This window comes from Synechococcus sp. PROS-7-1 (assembly GCF_014279795.1).
In the GTDB taxonomy this organism is placed as follows: domain Bacteria; phylum Cyanobacteriota; class Cyanobacteriia; order PCC-6307; family Cyanobiaceae; genus Synechococcus_C.
This window is the reverse complement of record NZ_CP047945.1, coordinates 592,974-609,019: the sequence shown is the minus strand read 5'-3', so window position 1 is coordinate 609,019 and position 16,046 is coordinate 592,974. Positions and strand designations below refer to the sequence as shown.

Here is a 16,046-nt window from a genome sequence, read left to right as displayed (position 1 = left end):
AACAGGAGTGCCATGGTTAGTCCGCCCCTCCTGCTGGCACTGGATCAAGGCACCAGCAGTTCACGCGCTGTTCTCTTTGATGCGCAGGGGCAGGCTGTGGCCAGCGCCTCAGCCCCCCTGAACATCCACTACCCAGCGGATGGCTGGGTCGAACAGGTGCCCATGGAGATCTGGGCCAGTCAGCGACAGGCCATGGCGCGTCTCGAGCAGACGATCACCACAGAGCAACGCCAGGCTGTGGTGGCGTGTGGCATTACCAATCAGCGCGAAACCACCATCCTTTGGCGCCGCAGCGATGGCTCTGCCTGTGGGCCAGCTCTGGTCTGGCAGGACGGCCGCACTGCAGATGTCTGCGCAGCCTGGAAAAGGGAGGGACTGGAACGGGACTGGAGGACCCGCACAGGCCTGATGCTCGACCCTTATTTCAGCGCCAGCAAAATCCACTGGCTGCTCCAGCACCACGGCGAAGCCTCCAGCGCAGCAGCCCAGGGAGACCTCTGCTTCGGGACGGTGGAAAGCTGGCTGCTGTGGCACCTGAGCGGGGCACGCCGCCACTGCTCGGACATGAGCAATGCCAGTCGCACCCTGCTCATGGATCTTGAGCAACGCCAATGGGTACCCGCGTTCTGCGATCACATTGGGCTCCCCACCAGCGCCCTACCTGATCTGGTGCCCTGCCGCGGTGACTTCGGAGCGATCGCCAGCGACTGCCCCTTCGCCGGAGTGCCGATCTGTGCACTCCTTGGCGACCAGCAAGCTGCAACCCTCGGACAACTCTGCCTGGAACCAGGAGAAGCCAAATGCACCTACGGAACCGGTGCCTTCCTGGTGATCAACACCGGGACGGAGATCAAGCGCAGTGACGCCGGGCTTCTGAGCACTCTCGGCTGGACAGATGACAAGGGTGCTGCCACCTACTGCCTGGAGGGCAGCCTTTTCAATGCCGGCACCGTCGTGCAGTGGCTCCGCGATGGTTTGGAGATCATTCCCACAGCTGATGAGGTGAACCGTCTCGCCCTCAGTGTTGAAAACGCCGCGGGGGTGATGCTCGTCCCAGCCTTCACAGGCTGGGGCACACCCCATTGGGATCCCAAGGCACGCGGTCTACTGATTGGCCTCACCCGCGACAGCCGTCGGGGGCACATCGCCCGTGCCGCGCTCGAGGGAATCGCCCTCTCCGTGGCGGGGTTGGTTCGACTGGCCGAGGACGCCATCGGCCATGGGCTGGGAGAACTGGCCGTCGATGGCGGTGCCGCCGCTTCCGATCCCCTTCTCCAGGCCCAGGCCGACAGCACAGGGCTGAACGTACGACGCCCCTCGCAGCTGGAAAGCACCGCAAGGGGCGTCGCCTTGCTGGCAGGCCTTCAATGCGACGTTGTTCCCGACCTTCAGGTCCTTCTTCCCCAGCGTCAAATGAACACTCAACTGTTCAGGCCTCGTCTGGATCTTGATCAGCGACAGACTTGGTTGCGACGGTGGGATGACGCCGTTTCACGGAGCCTCCACTGGCATGAATGACACGTGCTTCGATCTACTCGTGATCGGCGGAGGCGCCAGCGGTGCCTGCGTTGCTTATGAGGGCGTGCGCCGCGGCCTGCGTGTGGCCTTGCTGGAGAGCCATGACCTGGGAGGAGGCACCAGTTGTCGCAGCACCAAGTTGCTGCACGGAGGGGTTCGTTACCTCGAACTTGCCTTCAAAACCGCCGACACGGCGCAGCTGCGATTGGTCAGGGAAGCCTTGCTGGAGCGGGGACACTGGCTCCAGCAAGCTCCGTTTCTGGCCAAACGCCTCGAACTGGCCCTGCCGACAAGCGGAGTGATCGGCCAGGCCTACTACCGCCTCGGGCTGGGCCTCTACGACGCACTCTCGGGCCGCTCAGGGATTGGCAGCAGTCGCCTGCTTTCAAGCCAACAGCTGCGTCATGCCCTTCCCGCCCTTCGAGACGACATCACGCGGGGTGTGGCCTACAGCGACGGGCAATTTGATGACGCGCGCCTCAACCTCCTGATGGCACTCACAGCGGAACAAGCGGGCGCAGTCGTGCGCACCCGCACGCGAGTCGTGGCATTGGAAACCGACAGCAGCGGCAGGCTCTGCGGTGCGATCAGTGAGAGCGCCAGCGGGCAGAGCGAGCGCTGGCAGGCAAAGGTTGTGGTGAATGCCACAGGGATCCACTCCGACACGATCCGGAGGATGGCGGATCCCTCCTGCGAGGAGAGGATGCTCACCAGCCGAGGCATCCACCTCGTGCTCAAGCAAACCCTCTGCCCGGAGGGAATTGGCCTGCTGCTGCCATCCACCGATGACGGACGGGTGCTGTTCATGCTTCCGTTCTTCGGGCGAACCCTGGTGGGCACCACGGACACACCCTGCCCCCAGGAGCAGGCCTCATCTCCATCGGAAAGCGAAGTGAGTTACCTGCTGGATTACGTGCAGCGCTGGTTTCCTGCCCTCAACAACATCGACGTGGGCAGCTGCTGGGCCGGGGGACGCCCTCTACTGAAGCCGGCAGGTGCCGATGTGAACAGCAGCCGGGTTGTGCGCGAACACGAGGTGGAAACCCTGGCCTGCGGACTGGTGAGTGTGATGGGAGGCAAGTGGACCACATGCCGGCCCATGGCCATCGACACGCTCCAAGCGGTGGAGCAGCAGCTCGGGCACGCCCTCAAAGCGCCTGGGATGTTGCCTCTGATCGGCAGCGCTTCTGATCCATTGCAAACGCCTGCTCAGCTTCAGAGCCAGCAGGCACCTCTGGAATCACTGTTGCCCAACACACCGCAGCGCCCGCAGCAGATCGCCCATCTCCTGAGCAGCCATGGGCTTGCGGCACAACAGCTGGTTTCGAGCTGGTCGGACGATGACCGACACCCGCTCAGTGATGTGATTCCCGTCTGCCGGGGCGAGCTGCGGCATGCAATCACCCATGAACACGCGCGAAGCGTCACTGACGTGCTCTGCCGCCGCACACGTCTCGGCATGGTGGACCAGCAGGATGGGGAGAGACTGCGCCCGGCGGTGAGCGAACTCCTGGCTCAGGCTGGTCACGCCAGTGCTGATGCTGACGTTCTGGATCCGTCCCGCTGAAAGCAGGCCGCTCGCTCCCTTCAGCTGTCCTGCAAGGCGTCGTTTGGCTCTTCGACCTCGCCCAGCAACCACCAGTTGAAGCCGTGGGCCGGCAAATACACAAACCAATCTGCGGAGGCAGGGGGATACTCACACCCCCACATCACTTCCCGGGTTCGCTCACCCTCCCAGCGGCTGAGATCAAGTTGCAGCGAAGCTCCTGCCGCAGAGAGATTGGCCGCAACCAGCACGGTCATCCGTCCATCACAGCGCACGTAGCTGATCACGCTGGGATGAGCGCTGGGGAGCAGCTCGAAATCGCCGTAGCGCAGCGCCGGCAACAACCGACGGCAGGTGAGCATGCGCCGGTGCCAGTTGAGCAGAGACCCGGGGAGTTGTTTCTGCACCTCCACATTCACCACCCGGTAGTCGTATCCAGGCGCTGTGATGGGTGGCAACACGAGCAGGGGGTCCGGGGCCGACGAGAAACCTCCATTCCGGGCCGGGGTCCAGGCCATGGGCGTGCGGTTGGGATCCCTGTCTCTCAAGCCGGGCCAGTCCCCCATCCCAAGCTCATCGCCGTAATAGAGACAGGGCATCCCCGGCAGGCTGTAGAGCAATCCGTGCAACACCCGGTTCGAACCAGGATCGCCGTTGAGCAAAGGAGCGAGGCGGCGATTGATCCCCCAGTTGAGCCAGTGGCCCTGGCCCTGATGCAGTCCGGCGCGAATGATCTGGATCACCTCCTCAGGAATCAGATGCCCATCTCCAAGCCAGAGCTCGTCGTGGTTGCGCAGGGGTAAGGCCCAGCGGCAGCCACACACAGCGTCCTGCGCATCCTGAAGACACTGACGCAGATTCTCTGTGGACCCGCTGGCAATGGCCGCGAACAGATGAGCCGTGAGAACGAAATTGAAAGCACCATGCAGTTCATCGTCCGCGAGGTAAGGCGCAGCCTCCTGCACCGGTTGGATCGCCTCGGCCAGCAACAGAACATCGCGGCCATGGGAATCCACCCGCTCTCGCAACCGCTTCAAAAAGGCATGCGTTTCCGGCAAGCCCTCGCAGCGTGAATTCTCCTCTTCGAACAAAAAGGGCACCGCATCCAAGCGGAAACCATCAACACCGCGCTCAATCCAGAAGTCCACCACCTCGAGCATCTCGTCCTGAACCAGTGGATTGGCGTAATTGAGGTCGGGCTGATGACGCAGAAAGCGGTGGAGGTAGTACTGCCCTGCCACCTCATCCCATTCCCAATTCGAGGATTCGAAATGGCGGAACAGCACGGGTGCATCGGCATAGCGATGGGGGTCGTCGCTCCAGACGTACACCTCCCGTTCAGGCGTTCCCTGCGGTGCCCAGCGAGCCCTCTGAAACCAGGGGTGAAGCGTGCTGGTGTGATTCAGCACTAGATCCATCACCACCTTCAACCCATGCCCATGGGCGGCAGTGAGAAAACGATGAAAGGCCGCCAGATCGCCCAGATCTGGATGAATCGCCTTGAAATCAGTGATGTCGTACCCACCGTCCTGGAGGGGAGATGGATAAACCGGAGTGAGCCAGATTGCTTCCACCCCAAGCCAGCGCAGATAGGGCAACCGATTCGCCAGCCCCTGCAGATCGCCCACGCCATCGCCGTTGCCATCGGCATAGCTGCGCACGATCAATTGATAGATCACGGCGCCGTTCCACCACGGCTGCTGCTTCGGCATCCGGCTGATGCTTTCTCACTCCGTAGTAATGACGACAGAGGCTTCCGTCATCCCCTTCGCAATGGATGCAAGGGAAGACCTGCAAACATGCAACGGTCGCAGGGAAGCGTGATGGTTCAGTTCGCCGGGACCAATCCCTTCTCAGCAAGGGATCTTGAGGCATTACGCGCCCCTGTGGTGGAAGGGACCACCCGCCCTGAAGCCTGGAGACGGCTTCAGCTGGATCGCCTCCACGCCCTGGTCTGCGATCACGAGCAGGAAGTGTTGGAAGCGCTCCATCAAGATCTGGCCAAACCTCCCCTCGAGGGGATGGCCGAGGTGGTGGCCCTGCTGCAGGAATTGAAACTGGCCCGACGGAACCTGCGCCAGTGGATGCGCCCTCAGTCGATCCGGGTCCCGCTCGTGCAACAGCCTGGACGCGCCCAGTTGATCCGCGAACCGCTTGGCTGCGTGCTGCTGATCGGCCCCTGGAATCTGCCCTTCAGTCTCACGTTCTGGCCTTTGGTCAGCGCCTTGGCCGCGGGGAATACTGCCGTGATTAAGCCGTCCGAACAGGCACCGGCAACCGCGGAACTGATTGAACGACTGGTGCCTCGGCACTTTCCCAGCGATGTGGTCCGAGTGGTGAACGGGGATGCCCGGGTGGCAGCGGATCTGGTCAGGCTCCGGTTTGATCACATCTTTTTCACCGGAGGAGGGCGCATCGGCGCCAAAGTGCTTGAAGGAGCTGCAGCCAATCTCACGCCCGTGACCCTGGAACTGGGGGGCAAGAACCCTGCGGTGGTGATCCAAGGAGCCGATCTGGACGTCACAGCACGGCGACTGATCTGGGGGAAGGGATTCAATGCCGGACAAGCCTGTGTGGCTCCCGATCACATCCTGGTGGAGCAAAGCCTGAGAGAACCACTTGTTCAGGCCATGGCCGATCAGCGGCGGGCGCTCTACGGCGCGAATCCACTGGAATCAGAGCACATGGCCTCACTGATTTCAGAGCGTCACTACGGACGCTTGGCAGGCCTGCTCAAAACTGCACAAAACGAAGGGCGCGTCCTCATTGGAGGGGAATGCGATGAAACCCGCCGCAGGATTGCTCCAACGCTGATCAGCATCGAAGACGACACCGACCCGCTGATGGCCGATGAACTCTTCGGTCCTCTGTTGCCGATGATTGAAATCCCTGATCTCAACCATGCCATCACCCGGATGCAAGGCCAGGACAAACCTCTCGCCATTTACCTGTTCGGAGGTGATCACGGCGATCAGCAACGCCTGCTGCGCTGCACAAGCTCTGGAACCGTCTGTTTTAACGATGTCATCCTCCAGGCTGGCGTTCCAGGTCTGGCCTTCGGAGGCGTCGGGGCCAGTGGAATGGGATCCCATCACGGCGAAGCCGGGTTCCGCACGTTTTCGCATGAACGATCGGTGCTGAAACGGCCGTTCTGGCTCGATATACCGCAGCGGTATCCGCCCTACACCCTGAAGCCAGAAACATTCCGTCGCCTGTTGAGCTGAGTTTCCCTGACGAGCAGATGAAGCAGGGCTGGCGTCCCGCGGAAGGCACCTTATGGTTCGCCCAGCCGCCGGAGATGTATGCGCCGCACCCTCTTAGCACTCCTCGCCCTCATCGCCCTGTCACCGCTTCCATCGGGCGCAGCGAACGTGACGGTGAGGGCTGGTGACACGCTCTCCGATATTGCAGCTCGCTACGGGGTGTCCGTCGGCAGCTTGATGCGAGTGAACGGACTTCGCGACTCCAACCACGTGGAAGTGGGACAGACCCTGCGTCTTCCAAGCGGTGCAGCCGCAGGCGTCACAGCCGGAGCAGGTCGGCATACGGTGCGATCCGGAGACACGCTTGGTGCGATCGCTTTGCAGTACCGCGTGAGTGAGCGCCAGCTGATGGCACTGAATGGCCTCGTCAGTGCTGATCATGTGGAACGAGGCCAGACACTGAAACTTCCCAGCAACGCGGTACTACCGAAACCGAAAACAGCCGCCAAACCCAAGCTCAAGCCTGTACCGGTGAAGGCTGATCCCAACGCCACAAGCCACACTGTGGCCCGCGGCCAGACCCTGACGCAGATCGCCAAGGCCTACGAAATCCCTGTGGCTTCCTTGGTGAGCATCAATTCCATTAAGGATCCCAACCAAGTGACCGTGGGTACCAAGCTGATGCTCCGAGCCACTGAAACCCAACCCCAAACCGCAGCTGTTCCTGAGGCGAACGTGCAACCCAGGCCTCAGCCCCAGACATCGGCAGCAAAGCCCAAGCCAACAAGCCAGCCGAAACCAACAAGCCAGCCCAAACCAACCGCCAAGGTCAAGCCGGTCACCACTGCGAAGGCCAACACAACAAAACCAGACTCCGCCGTCCAACCGAACAAAGCGGAATGGAAGACCTACGGCCCCCTCCAGGTGGACTGGGGAAACTGGCAGTTAATGGGAGGCAGTGAGGTCGCACCCACCTTGAACAGAGATGGACAGTCCCTGTATGTGGCGGTGAACTGCTCTGCTGGAAAGATCAACGTGACCGGCGCCAATGGCAGCTGGAAGACGTGGATCGCACCTCAGTCAGCCTTCGAACGCGACCTCTTGAAAGACCGCTGCAAGTCCTCGAAGGGCTGATCTCAGGATCAGGCTGCGTAGTGAAGAGGCCATGGACGATGCATGAAGCGTCGTCCGCTTTCCCTGATGTAGAGGCGCTGGCTTCCATCATCACTCTCCTGAATCAGCTCTTCTTGAACCAGACGTCGAGCGAGCCAACCCCAGTGGGCTGATTGCCCCTCTTCGCTGTTCAAGGCATCGCTCAAACGCCTGGCATCCGTTCCGCGTTCCTCAGCGAGCTTTTCCAACAGGATCTGCGCTTCATCCGACCAGTTTTCCCGGCGACACTCCATCTGGCAGCGATCGCAGCGACCGCACGGAGGCACCAACTCACCAACCGAGAGCAGCAGGGCTTGCTCCCGGCATCCCTCCCCTTCAGCCACAGCCTCCATGCGGCGTAACTGCCGCTGGGCCAGTTCAACCCGATGGGCTTCATCGACAGAGTCTTGAGCCTGTGAGCGGCGCAGGGTGGCTTGCATCGCCCAGCCGAGGCTCGTGCGATCAGCAGGGGAGAAGAGAACCAAGCAGTTGGCTGGCAATCCATCACGGCCGGCGCGACCCGATTCCTGGAGATAACCCTCCGGGGTGCTCGGTAGATCGAGGTGAAGGACCAACCCCACATCAGAGCGATCCACTCCCATGCCAAAGGCGACGGTGGCCACAAGCACGGGATCGTTGCTGCCCAGGAAGTGCTCGAGAGCCCGCAGTCGAACGTCTGGTTCAAGACCAGCGTGGTAAGCAATGGCCTCGATACCAGTTGAGCGCAGCCTCTCGGTCCAGTGCTCCACGGAGCGACGCGTCCGGGCGTAGATCAGCGAAGCGCCCCGGGCTTGTTGGATGGCCGCAACCACCTCTTGGAGAGGATCTTTCACACGCCTGCGCATGGCGTAGTGCAGATTGCGTCGACGGGCTGATCCCACCTGAATCAGCGGCCGACGAAGATGCAACAAGCGAAGGATGTCGGCGCGAACGCGAGGTGCTGCTGTGGCGCTGAGCGCCACCATCGGCACGCCTGGGCAGAGATCCCTCAGCTGCCCGAGGCGTCGGTAATCCGGACGAAAGTCATGACCCCATGCGCTGATGCAATGGGCTTCATCCACAGCCAGCGCAACCAGCTGACCAGTCGCCGCCTGCTCTTGCAGCAGAGAACGGGTCGCTTCCCCCTGTAGCCGCTCCGGTGCCAGATAAAGAAGTCTGAGGGTTCCTGCATCGACCTGCTCGAGGATGCGGCGACGCTGCCCGGGCTCAATGCCTCCATGCAAACAGGCCGCCTCAATCCCTCGTCGGCGAAGCTGGAGCACCTGATCCTCCATCAGGGCCACTAGCGGAGAGATCACCACCACCAAGCCTGAGCGCACAAGAGCTGGCAGTTGATAGCAGAGGGACTTTCCACCGCCGGTGGGGAGCACCGCCAGGCAATCCTTGCCGGCAAGAAGGCACTCCACCACAGGACGTTGGCCCGATCGGAAGGATGACCATCCGAAATAACGCTGCAGCGTCGTCTGTAGCAAATCCACGACACACCACAGGTGGTGTGTCCACCTTACCGAGCTCCAGATCTAGAGAACAGGTGGCTCCAGTTGGTCCGGGGATTCCTCGACCAGTTGCAGGCGAACCCGCTTTCCACCAGCCAGTTCCCCCAGGGAGACGCGCATGGTGGCTCCACTAAGGCTCTGCAGAGCTGAGAGCACATCCCTCAGATAGGGCGTGCTGCTCCCGCTCTCCACCCAGAGTCGCTCCTGAAGACCACCCAGTCGCCGCCACGAGGTATGCAGCTTGAGCACGGCGGATTCCAGGGCATGGGCCTGACCGACGGCATCCGCAAGGAGTCCAAGTGCATCAAGCCTCTGGGCCTCCTGCATGGCCTTCTCAAGATCCAGTTCACCCTGCTGAAACGCACGCACGGCCTCTCCCGATTCAGTGGCCTTGGTGATCCATCGCGCCGTGTGGGTGACATCTTTGATGCGATCAAGCTCTGGCTCGTCGCGAAGCACCTTGCGCAGATCCTCTTGCTGGGGCTCGGGAAGCTTGGCGAGTTCCCTTACCAGAGGCGCCACAGCCTTCGGAGGAAGAAGGTTCTGCTGGGTCCTTTCACGGATCTCCTCTGGCAGAAGGGGGCTCGTCGCTGCAGTGAACTCATCTGCCAACCGTCGCACCTGCTTCCGGGTGATCTCCTGTCCTTCATTGGCTGCCTCCGAGATCATCAGCTGCACTTCCGGTTCAGCCAGGGAGGTCTCCATGAAGGCTCTCTTCGAAAACTGATTGACGCTGGTTGGCTCTAAAACGCCGTCTCCAAGCATCTGTTCGGCCGATTCCGCCAGTTGGATCAAGCCGTAAGCCCGTGTCTTGCTGATCTCTTGCTCTCTGAGCCACTGCAGAAAACCGGCACCGCGCCCCTCACCTCCACGCTTCTCGCGATCACGGACAGCCTTGAGGATCCGCCCTCTCCAGATCTCGGTCTGAAGGTCGAACTTGTCGCAGATCGTCCATGCCTCCTCCAGCTTGGCTAGAAACTCCATGGTGCTGATGTCGTCCTGCTCCGGATCGGGCAGATCGAGCTCCAACATTGGAGATTCAGGGGACGAGGGCAACACGAACCGGATCACAACAGAGGTTGGATGCTGCCACGGCAACCGACAGATCAGGCAGAACCGTGGGACGACATTGTGTGACGCTCAGTCCCCGTGGTGCCAGCACCGAGATACGCTCCTTTTGCATCCCAGTTTCAGCGCAGCGATGGCGATCTCCCGCGGTGACATGGTGCGCATCAAGCGCCCTGAGTCCTACTGGTACAACGAAGTTGGCAAGGTGGCATCCATCGACACCTCTGGCATCCGATACCCGGTGGTGGTGCGATTTGAGCAGGTGAACTACAACGGCATCTCCGGTTCCGAGGGCGGCATCAACACGAACAACTTTGCCGAGTCGGAACTCGAACCGGCCTGAGTCCGTTGCCGGAACTTCCGGAAGTCGAGACGGTTCGCCGGGGCCTGGCGAGCCGTCTTCAGTCGTTTGTCATTCACGACGTTGAAGTCCTCCGTGATCGGGCAGTCGCAAGTCCGGGAGGTCCCCAAGCGTTGCGCCTTGGATTGCAAAGGCAGAAAGTTGGCGAGTGGAGGCGTCGAGGCAAATACCTCATGGCGCAACTGCACGACCCGGAGACGGGAAACGGCAATGGCATTTGGGGCGTCCATCTGCGCATGACAGGCCAGTTCCAATGGCATCCAACACAAACGGAGCCCTGCCGTCATACACGTGTTCGCCTCTGGAATCACCAGGGCCATGAACTGCGTTTTGTGGACATGCGCAGCTTCGGAGAAATGTGGTTTGTGCCCGAGAACGTTCCCGTTGACTCTGTCATCACGGGCCTGCAACGTCTTGGGCCAGAACCCTTCAGCGACAGCTTCAATGCAGCGTATCTACAACAAAAACTGAAAGGATCGAACCGTTCGATCAAGGCCGCGCTTTTGGATCAAGCCGTCGTTGCTGGGGCCGGCAACATCTATGCCGACGAAAGCCTCTTTGCATCAGGCATTGCTCCGCATCGCAAGGCTGGCGAACTCAACCTCTCTGAACTCGAGCGCCTGTGCACAAGCCTTGTGCACGTTCTCGAGATCAGCATCGGAGCCGGAGGCACCACTTTCAGCGATTTTCGGGACCTCGAGGGTGTGAATGGCAACTATGGAGGCCAAGCATCGGTCTATCGACGAACAGGTCAACCATGCCTGGTCTGTGGCAAACCAATCGAACGCAATCGACTGGGGGGACGCAGCACCCATTGGTGCTCTGTCTGCCAGAGTTGAAGCATGGGAAAGGGCGCTCACAAACGACAATTAATCAAAACCATTCGCGACCTACACAACCGCGGGTGGTGTGACGGCACCGGTGGCAATTTCAGTGTTGTCTGTGAACAGGATCCGTTGAGACTCTTGATGGCACCCAGCGGAGTGGACAAGGGATCCGTCGAAGCAACAGATCTGATTGAAGTCAATGGCAACGGAGAGGTTGTCCATGGCGAGGGGAAAGCCAGTGCAGAAACATTGATGCATCTGCAAATCATCAAACAATGCTCTGCAGGCGCAGTTCTTCACACCCATTCATGCAATGGAACGCTTCTTTCCAGATTGCATCAGGCATCAGGCCACCTAAAGCTGGAAGGATGGGAGATGCTTAAGGGACTTGATGGCATCATCACCCATAACACAACAGTTGAGCTGCCAATTATCGATAACGATCAGAATTTAAAACGTCTTAGCGAACAAGCAAGCCAACATTTAGGGGATGCACCCTCAGGCCTACTGGTCGCAGGACATGGCCTGTATGCATGGGGTGATGATCTTTTTCAGGCCCAACGGCATACTGAAATCATTGAATTCCTACTCGAACTGTCGTGGAGACAAACCCTACTCAACAAAACACAGTGATCAAGGCCATTGTTCTTGATATTGAAGGGACAACATGCCCTGTCAACTTCGTGTCACAGACACTATTTCCCTTTGCCCAACGACAACTTGCGAAGACAATCTGCACACCAAACCGCAAACCCGGTGTGTCGGCCGCAGTCGAAGAGGCCATTGCCGAATGGAAGAGAGACAGCGATCCCGCGAGCCAAGCACTCTTGCTTCAGGCAACTGACCAAAACACACCAACCCCAGAGGAACTTTCTCAGTACCTCGACCATCTCATTCAATGTGATCGAAAATCAACAGCCTTAAAGGAACTGCAGGGAATCATTTGGGAGCAAGGCTACGCCTCAGGCGAACTGACATCCCCTTTATACGCTGATGTGATTCCAACACTCAATTCCTGGAAACAACAAGCGATAAAGCTGGCGGTGTACTCATCGGGAAGCGTTAAAGCACAACAACTGCTGTATTCCCATACAACCGGTGGAGACATCACTGATCGATTCAGCCAGTGGTTCGACACCCGAACAGGCCCAAAGCTAAATGCAGATAGCTACAGAGCAATCAGCGATATGATTCAGATCAAGCCAGCTTCAATTCTTTTTGTCAGTGATCATCCTGGAGAATGCGACGCAGCACTAGCTTCAGGAATGGAGACCCGATTCTGCCTGCGTGAAGGCAATCCATTCCGCGATGGTGGAGTGCACAGAGTGATTCATGATCTGAGCGAAATCAGTCTCTGATCATTGTTCTAAAAGAAGGCACAAAAAAAGCCACCCCTCGGGGTGGCTTTCTTCGTTTGGAATGTTTTACCTGGCATCGAGCTATTTTCTCAGGGGGCTACCCCCCAAATATCGTCGCCGCTGCTGCGTTTCACAACCGAGTTCGAGATGGATCGGAGTGGTTCCACAGCGCCATGGACACCAGGATAGTTTCATTCCCAAGGGGTGAACCCTGAGAACTGCATAGGTCATCACCTAAAGCTCTCGCTTTAGATCATGTGTCTGTCTGAATAAAACTTGCCTCAGACAAGAGCCAAATTAATGGTCAAACCCTCGGTCTATTAGTACTCCTCCGCTGCATCCATTACTGGACTTCGACGTAGAGCCTATCAACGGGTGTTCTTCCCGTGACCTTACTGGGTTACCCCATGGGAATACTCATCTTGAGGTGGGCTTCCCACTTAGATGCTTTCAGCGGTTATCCACTCCGCACATGGCTACCCAGCGTTTACCGTTGGCACGATAACTGGTACACCAGAGGTGCGTTCCTCCCGGTCCTCTCGTACTAGGGAGAAATCCTCTCAATATTCCTACGCATACACCGGATATGGACCGAACTGTCTCACGACGTTCTGAACCCAGCTCGCGTACCGCTTTAATGGGCGAACAGCCCAACCCTTGGGACCGACTTCAGCCCCAGGTTGCGATGAGCCGACATCGAGGTGCCAAACCTCCCCGTCGATGTGAACTCTTGGGGGAGATCAGCCTGTTATCCCTAGAGTAACTTTTATCCGTTGAGCGACGGCCCTTCCACTCAGAACCGTCGGATCACTAAAGCCGACTTTCGTCCCTGTTCGACTTGTAGGTCTCACAGTCAAGCTTCCTTCTGCTTTTGCACTCGTCGGCTGATTTCCAACCAGCCTGAGGAAACCTTTGCGCGCCTCCGTTACCTTTTAGGAGGCGACCGCCCCAGTCAAACTGCCCACCTGATACTGTCCGCTCCCCGGATAACGGGTGAACGTTAGAACCCTAGCTCTGAAAGAGTGGTATCTCACCATTGACTCACCAGCACCCGCAAGCACTGGTTCAACGTCTCCCACCTATCCTGCGCATTCAGAGCCCGGGCACAATACCAAGCTACAGTAAAGCTTCATAGGGTCTTTCTGTCCGGGTGTATGTAGTCCGCATCTTCACAGACAATTCTATTTCGCCGAGCCTCTCTCCGAGACAGCGCCCTGATCGTTACGCCTTTCGTGCGGGTCGGAACTTACCCGACAAGGAATTTCGCTACCTTAGGACCGTTATAGTTACGGCCGCCGTTCACCGGGGCTTCAGTCGCCAGCTTCGCTTACGCTGACCGGCTTCCTTAACCTTCCGGCACTGGGCAGGCGTCAGCCCCCATACATCGTCTTGCGACTTAGCGGAGACCTGTGTTTTTGGTAAACAGTCGCCAGGGCCTCTTCACTGCGACCACCTTGCGGTGGCACCCCTTCTCCCGAAGTTACGGGGCCATTTTGCCGAGTTCCTTAGAGAGAGTTACCTCGCGCACCTCGGTATTCTCTACCACCCCACCTGTGTCGGTTTCGGGTACTGGCAGTTATGCCTTAACGGGTATAGAGCTTTTCTTGGAAGCATGACATCACCAACTTCGCTGCCGTAGCAGCTCGTACTCACGCCTCAGCTCGGAACGTTTTCTCCGCTCCTCAACGCCTCGAACGCTTGAACCAGTAACCAACATCTGGCTTGGCTAGCCTTCTCCGTCCCTCTTCCCAAAACATAACCGGTACAGGAATGTTGACCTGTTATCCATCGACTACGCCTTTCGGCCTCGCCTTAGGTCCAGACTAACCCTCCGCGGACGAGCCTGCCGGAGGAACCCTTAGGGTTTCGGTGCATGGGATTCTCACCCATGTTTTCGCTACTCAAGCCGACATTCTCACTTCTATGCAGTCCACGCCCGCTCACGCTAACGCTTCGCCCCACATAGAACGCTCCCCTACCATAAATCCGCAGCTTCGGTACAACACTTAGCCCCGTTCATTTTCGGCGCAGGATCGCTCGACCAGTGAGCTATTACGCACTCCTTTGAGGATGGCTGCTTCTAGGCAAACCTCCTGGTTGTCTGGGCAATCCCACCTCCTTTATCACTTAGTGTTGATTTGGGGACCTTAGCTGGCGGTCTGGGCTGTTTCCCTCTCGACCATGGAGCTTATCCCCCACAGTCTGACTGCCTCGCTACACACAGGGTATTCAGAGTTCATCTCGATTTGGTACCGCTCTCGCAGCCCGCACCGAAATGGTGGCTTTACCCCCCTGCTGGAGCACGAGACGCTACGCCTCAACGTATTTCGGGGAGAACCAGCTAGCTCCGGGTTCGATTGGCATTTCACCCCTAACCACAGCTCATCCGCTGATTTTTCAACATCAGTCGGTTCGGACCTCCACTTGGTATCACCCAAGCTTCATCCTGGCCATGGTTAGATCACCCGGGTTCGGGTCTATAAACACTGACAAACGCCCTATTCAGACTCGCTTTCGCTATGGCTCCACCATTTCCGGTTTAACCCGCCAGTGCCTATAAGTCGCCGGCTCATTCTTCAACAGGCACACGGTCACCCTATGAGTAGGGCTCCCATTGCTTGTAAGCTCACGGTTTCATGTTCTATTTCACTCCCCTCCCGGGGTTCTTTTCACCTTTCCCTCGCGGTACTGTTTCGCTATCGGTCACACAGGAGTACTTAGCCTTACGAGGTGGTCCTCGCTGATTCACACGGAATTTCACGTGCTCCGTGCTACTCGGGATACAGCTAGGTCAGTTCAGTTTTCGTGTACGGGGCTTTCACCCTCTGTGGCGTGTCTTTCAAACACTTCCACTAACATTCCTGATCCACATTGCTGTCCCACAACCCCGACAGTCGAAACTGTCGGTTTAGGCTCTTCCCCGTTCGCTCGCCGCTACTTAGGGAGTCGTTTTTACTTTCCTTTCCTCCAGCTACTAAGATGTTTCAGTTCGCTGGGTTGGCTCGCGCCAGCCTATGGATTCAGCTGGCCGTTCTAGGGGTTGCCCCATTCGGAAATTCCCGGATCAAAGCGTGTTTCCAGCTCCCCGAGACTTATCGCAGGTAACCACGTCCTTCATCGCCTCTGTGTGCCAAGGTATCCGCCGTGAGCCCTTTGTAGCTTGACCATATAATCTCCAACACGCTTGCTGTCGTTGAAACAGATTCTCCCTGATTCATTGCTGAATCAAGAATCAAACTCTTGATTGCTCGACACAATCAAAAGAACGTGATGGAGTCTCGGCTCTTGCTCTATAGAATTCGCAATCACTCCTCTTAATCATCCTTTCGGATCATTATTTAGAGTCATCGCATCATCCATGAGATGCTTTATTCTTTCCAGACTCACCTATGCAGTTGTCAAGGTTCTGCTAGAACTTCAAATCAAATCATCAATTGCTTGATCATTTGACTTGAGCCCAGCATCTTATCAACCAAATACATTCAGCAAAACCTTTTTTGCTTTCATTTGGAATGAC

Annotated in this window: 11 protein-coding genes and 2 rRNA genes; 8 read left to right on the top strand and 5 right to left on the bottom strand. The window is 58.3% G+C overall.

Annotated elements, in window-relative coordinates; translation table 11 throughout:
* The first annotated feature begins 12 nt into the window (after positions 1-12).
* Together SynPROS71_RS03110 and SynPROS71_RS03105 are read left to right on the top strand one after the other, a co-directional pair.
* Positions 13-1,518, top strand: coding sequence for a glycerol kinase GlpK (locus tag SynPROS71_RS03110; RefSeq protein ID WP_186596538.1), 1,506 nt, complete (start codon positions 13-15; stop codon positions 1,516-1,518).
* Positions 1,511-3,085 (top strand): glycerol-3-phosphate dehydrogenase/oxidase, encoded by a 1,575-nt coding sequence (locus tag SynPROS71_RS03105; RefSeq protein ID WP_186596536.1) that lies wholly within the window; start codon positions 1,511-1,513, stop codon positions 3,083-3,085. Before SynPROS71_RS03110 ends, SynPROS71_RS03105 begins: the two co-directional genes overlap by 8 nt.
* Positions 3,086-3,105: 20 nt before the next feature.
* Here the strand turns inward: SynPROS71_RS03105 and SynPROS71_RS03100 are convergent, their stop codons facing one another.
* Entirely contained in the window at positions 3,106-4,776 is a 1,671-nt protein-coding gene (locus SynPROS71_RS03100; protein WP_186596534.1) for an alpha-amylase family protein, read from the bottom strand.
* Between the two features lie 87 nt (positions 4,777-4,863).
* Between SynPROS71_RS03100 and SynPROS71_RS03095 the strand changes: the two genes are divergently transcribed.
* Together SynPROS71_RS03095 and SynPROS71_RS03090 are read left to right on the top strand one after the other, a co-directional pair.
* Entirely contained in the window at positions 4,864-6,288 is a 1,425-nt protein-coding gene (locus SynPROS71_RS03095; protein WP_186596533.1) for an aldehyde dehydrogenase family protein, read from the top strand.
* A gap of 78 nt (positions 6,289-6,366) precedes the next feature.
* Positions 6,367-7,401, top strand: coding sequence for a LysM peptidoglycan-binding domain-containing protein (locus SynPROS71_RS03090; RefSeq protein WP_186596532.1), 1,035 nt, complete (start codon positions 6,367-6,369; stop codon positions 7,399-7,401).
* An 8-nt stretch (positions 7,402-7,409) separates the two neighbouring features.
* On the opposite strand, the gene SynPROS71_RS03085 is transcribed toward SynPROS71_RS03090, so the two are convergent.
* Positions 7,410-8,897 (bottom strand): ATP-dependent DNA helicase RecQ, encoded by a 1,488-nt coding sequence (locus tag SynPROS71_RS03085; protein ID WP_186596531.1) that lies wholly within the window; start codon positions 8,895-8,897, stop codon positions 7,410-7,412.
* Between the two features lie 42 nt (positions 8,898-8,939).
* Complete coding sequence (locus SynPROS71_RS03080) at positions 8,940-9,947, bottom strand: hypothetical protein (protein ID WP_186596530.1); 1,008 nt, start codon at positions 9,945-9,947, stop codon at positions 8,940-8,942.
* 169 nt (positions 9,948-10,116) lie between these two features.
* On the opposite strand from SynPROS71_RS03080, the gene SynPROS71_RS03075 reads away from it, so the two are divergent.
* From SynPROS71_RS03075 to mtnC, 4 genes are read left to right on the top strand one after another with little or no spacing between them, the layout of a single operon-like run.
* Positions 10,117-10,326, top strand: a complete 210-nt coding sequence (locus SynPROS71_RS03075) for a photosystem I reaction center subunit IV (protein WP_011932452.1) — start codon at positions 10,117-10,119, stop codon at positions 10,324-10,326.
* 5 nt (positions 10,327-10,331) lie between these two features.
* On the top strand, positions 10,332-11,183 hold the full coding sequence (locus tag SynPROS71_RS03070) for a DNA-formamidopyrimidine glycosylase (protein ID WP_186596529.1): 852 nt from the start codon (positions 10,332-10,334) through the stop codon (positions 11,181-11,183).
* Positions 11,184-11,186: 3 nt separating this feature from the next.
* Positions 11,187-11,804: a methylthioribulose 1-phosphate dehydratase gene (gene mtnB, locus SynPROS71_RS03065; protein ID WP_186596528.1), complete on the top strand. Its 618-nt coding sequence runs from the start codon at positions 11,187-11,189 to the stop codon at positions 11,802-11,804.
* Positions 11,771-12,529, top strand: a complete 759-nt coding sequence (gene mtnC, locus SynPROS71_RS03060) for an acireductone synthase (RefSeq protein ID WP_255442319.1) — start codon at positions 11,771-11,773, stop codon at positions 12,527-12,529. Before mtnB ends, mtnC begins: the two co-directional genes overlap by 34 nt.
* A gap of 68 nt (positions 12,530-12,597) precedes the next feature.
* Here mtnC and rrf read toward each other — a convergent pair.
* A 5S ribosomal RNA gene (gene rrf, locus SynPROS71_RS03055) occupies positions 12,598-12,714 on the bottom strand.
* A gap of 115 nt (positions 12,715-12,829) precedes the next feature.
* Positions 12,830-15,695, bottom strand: a 23S ribosomal RNA gene (locus SynPROS71_RS03050).
* Positions 15,696-16,046: the final 351 nt, after the last annotated feature.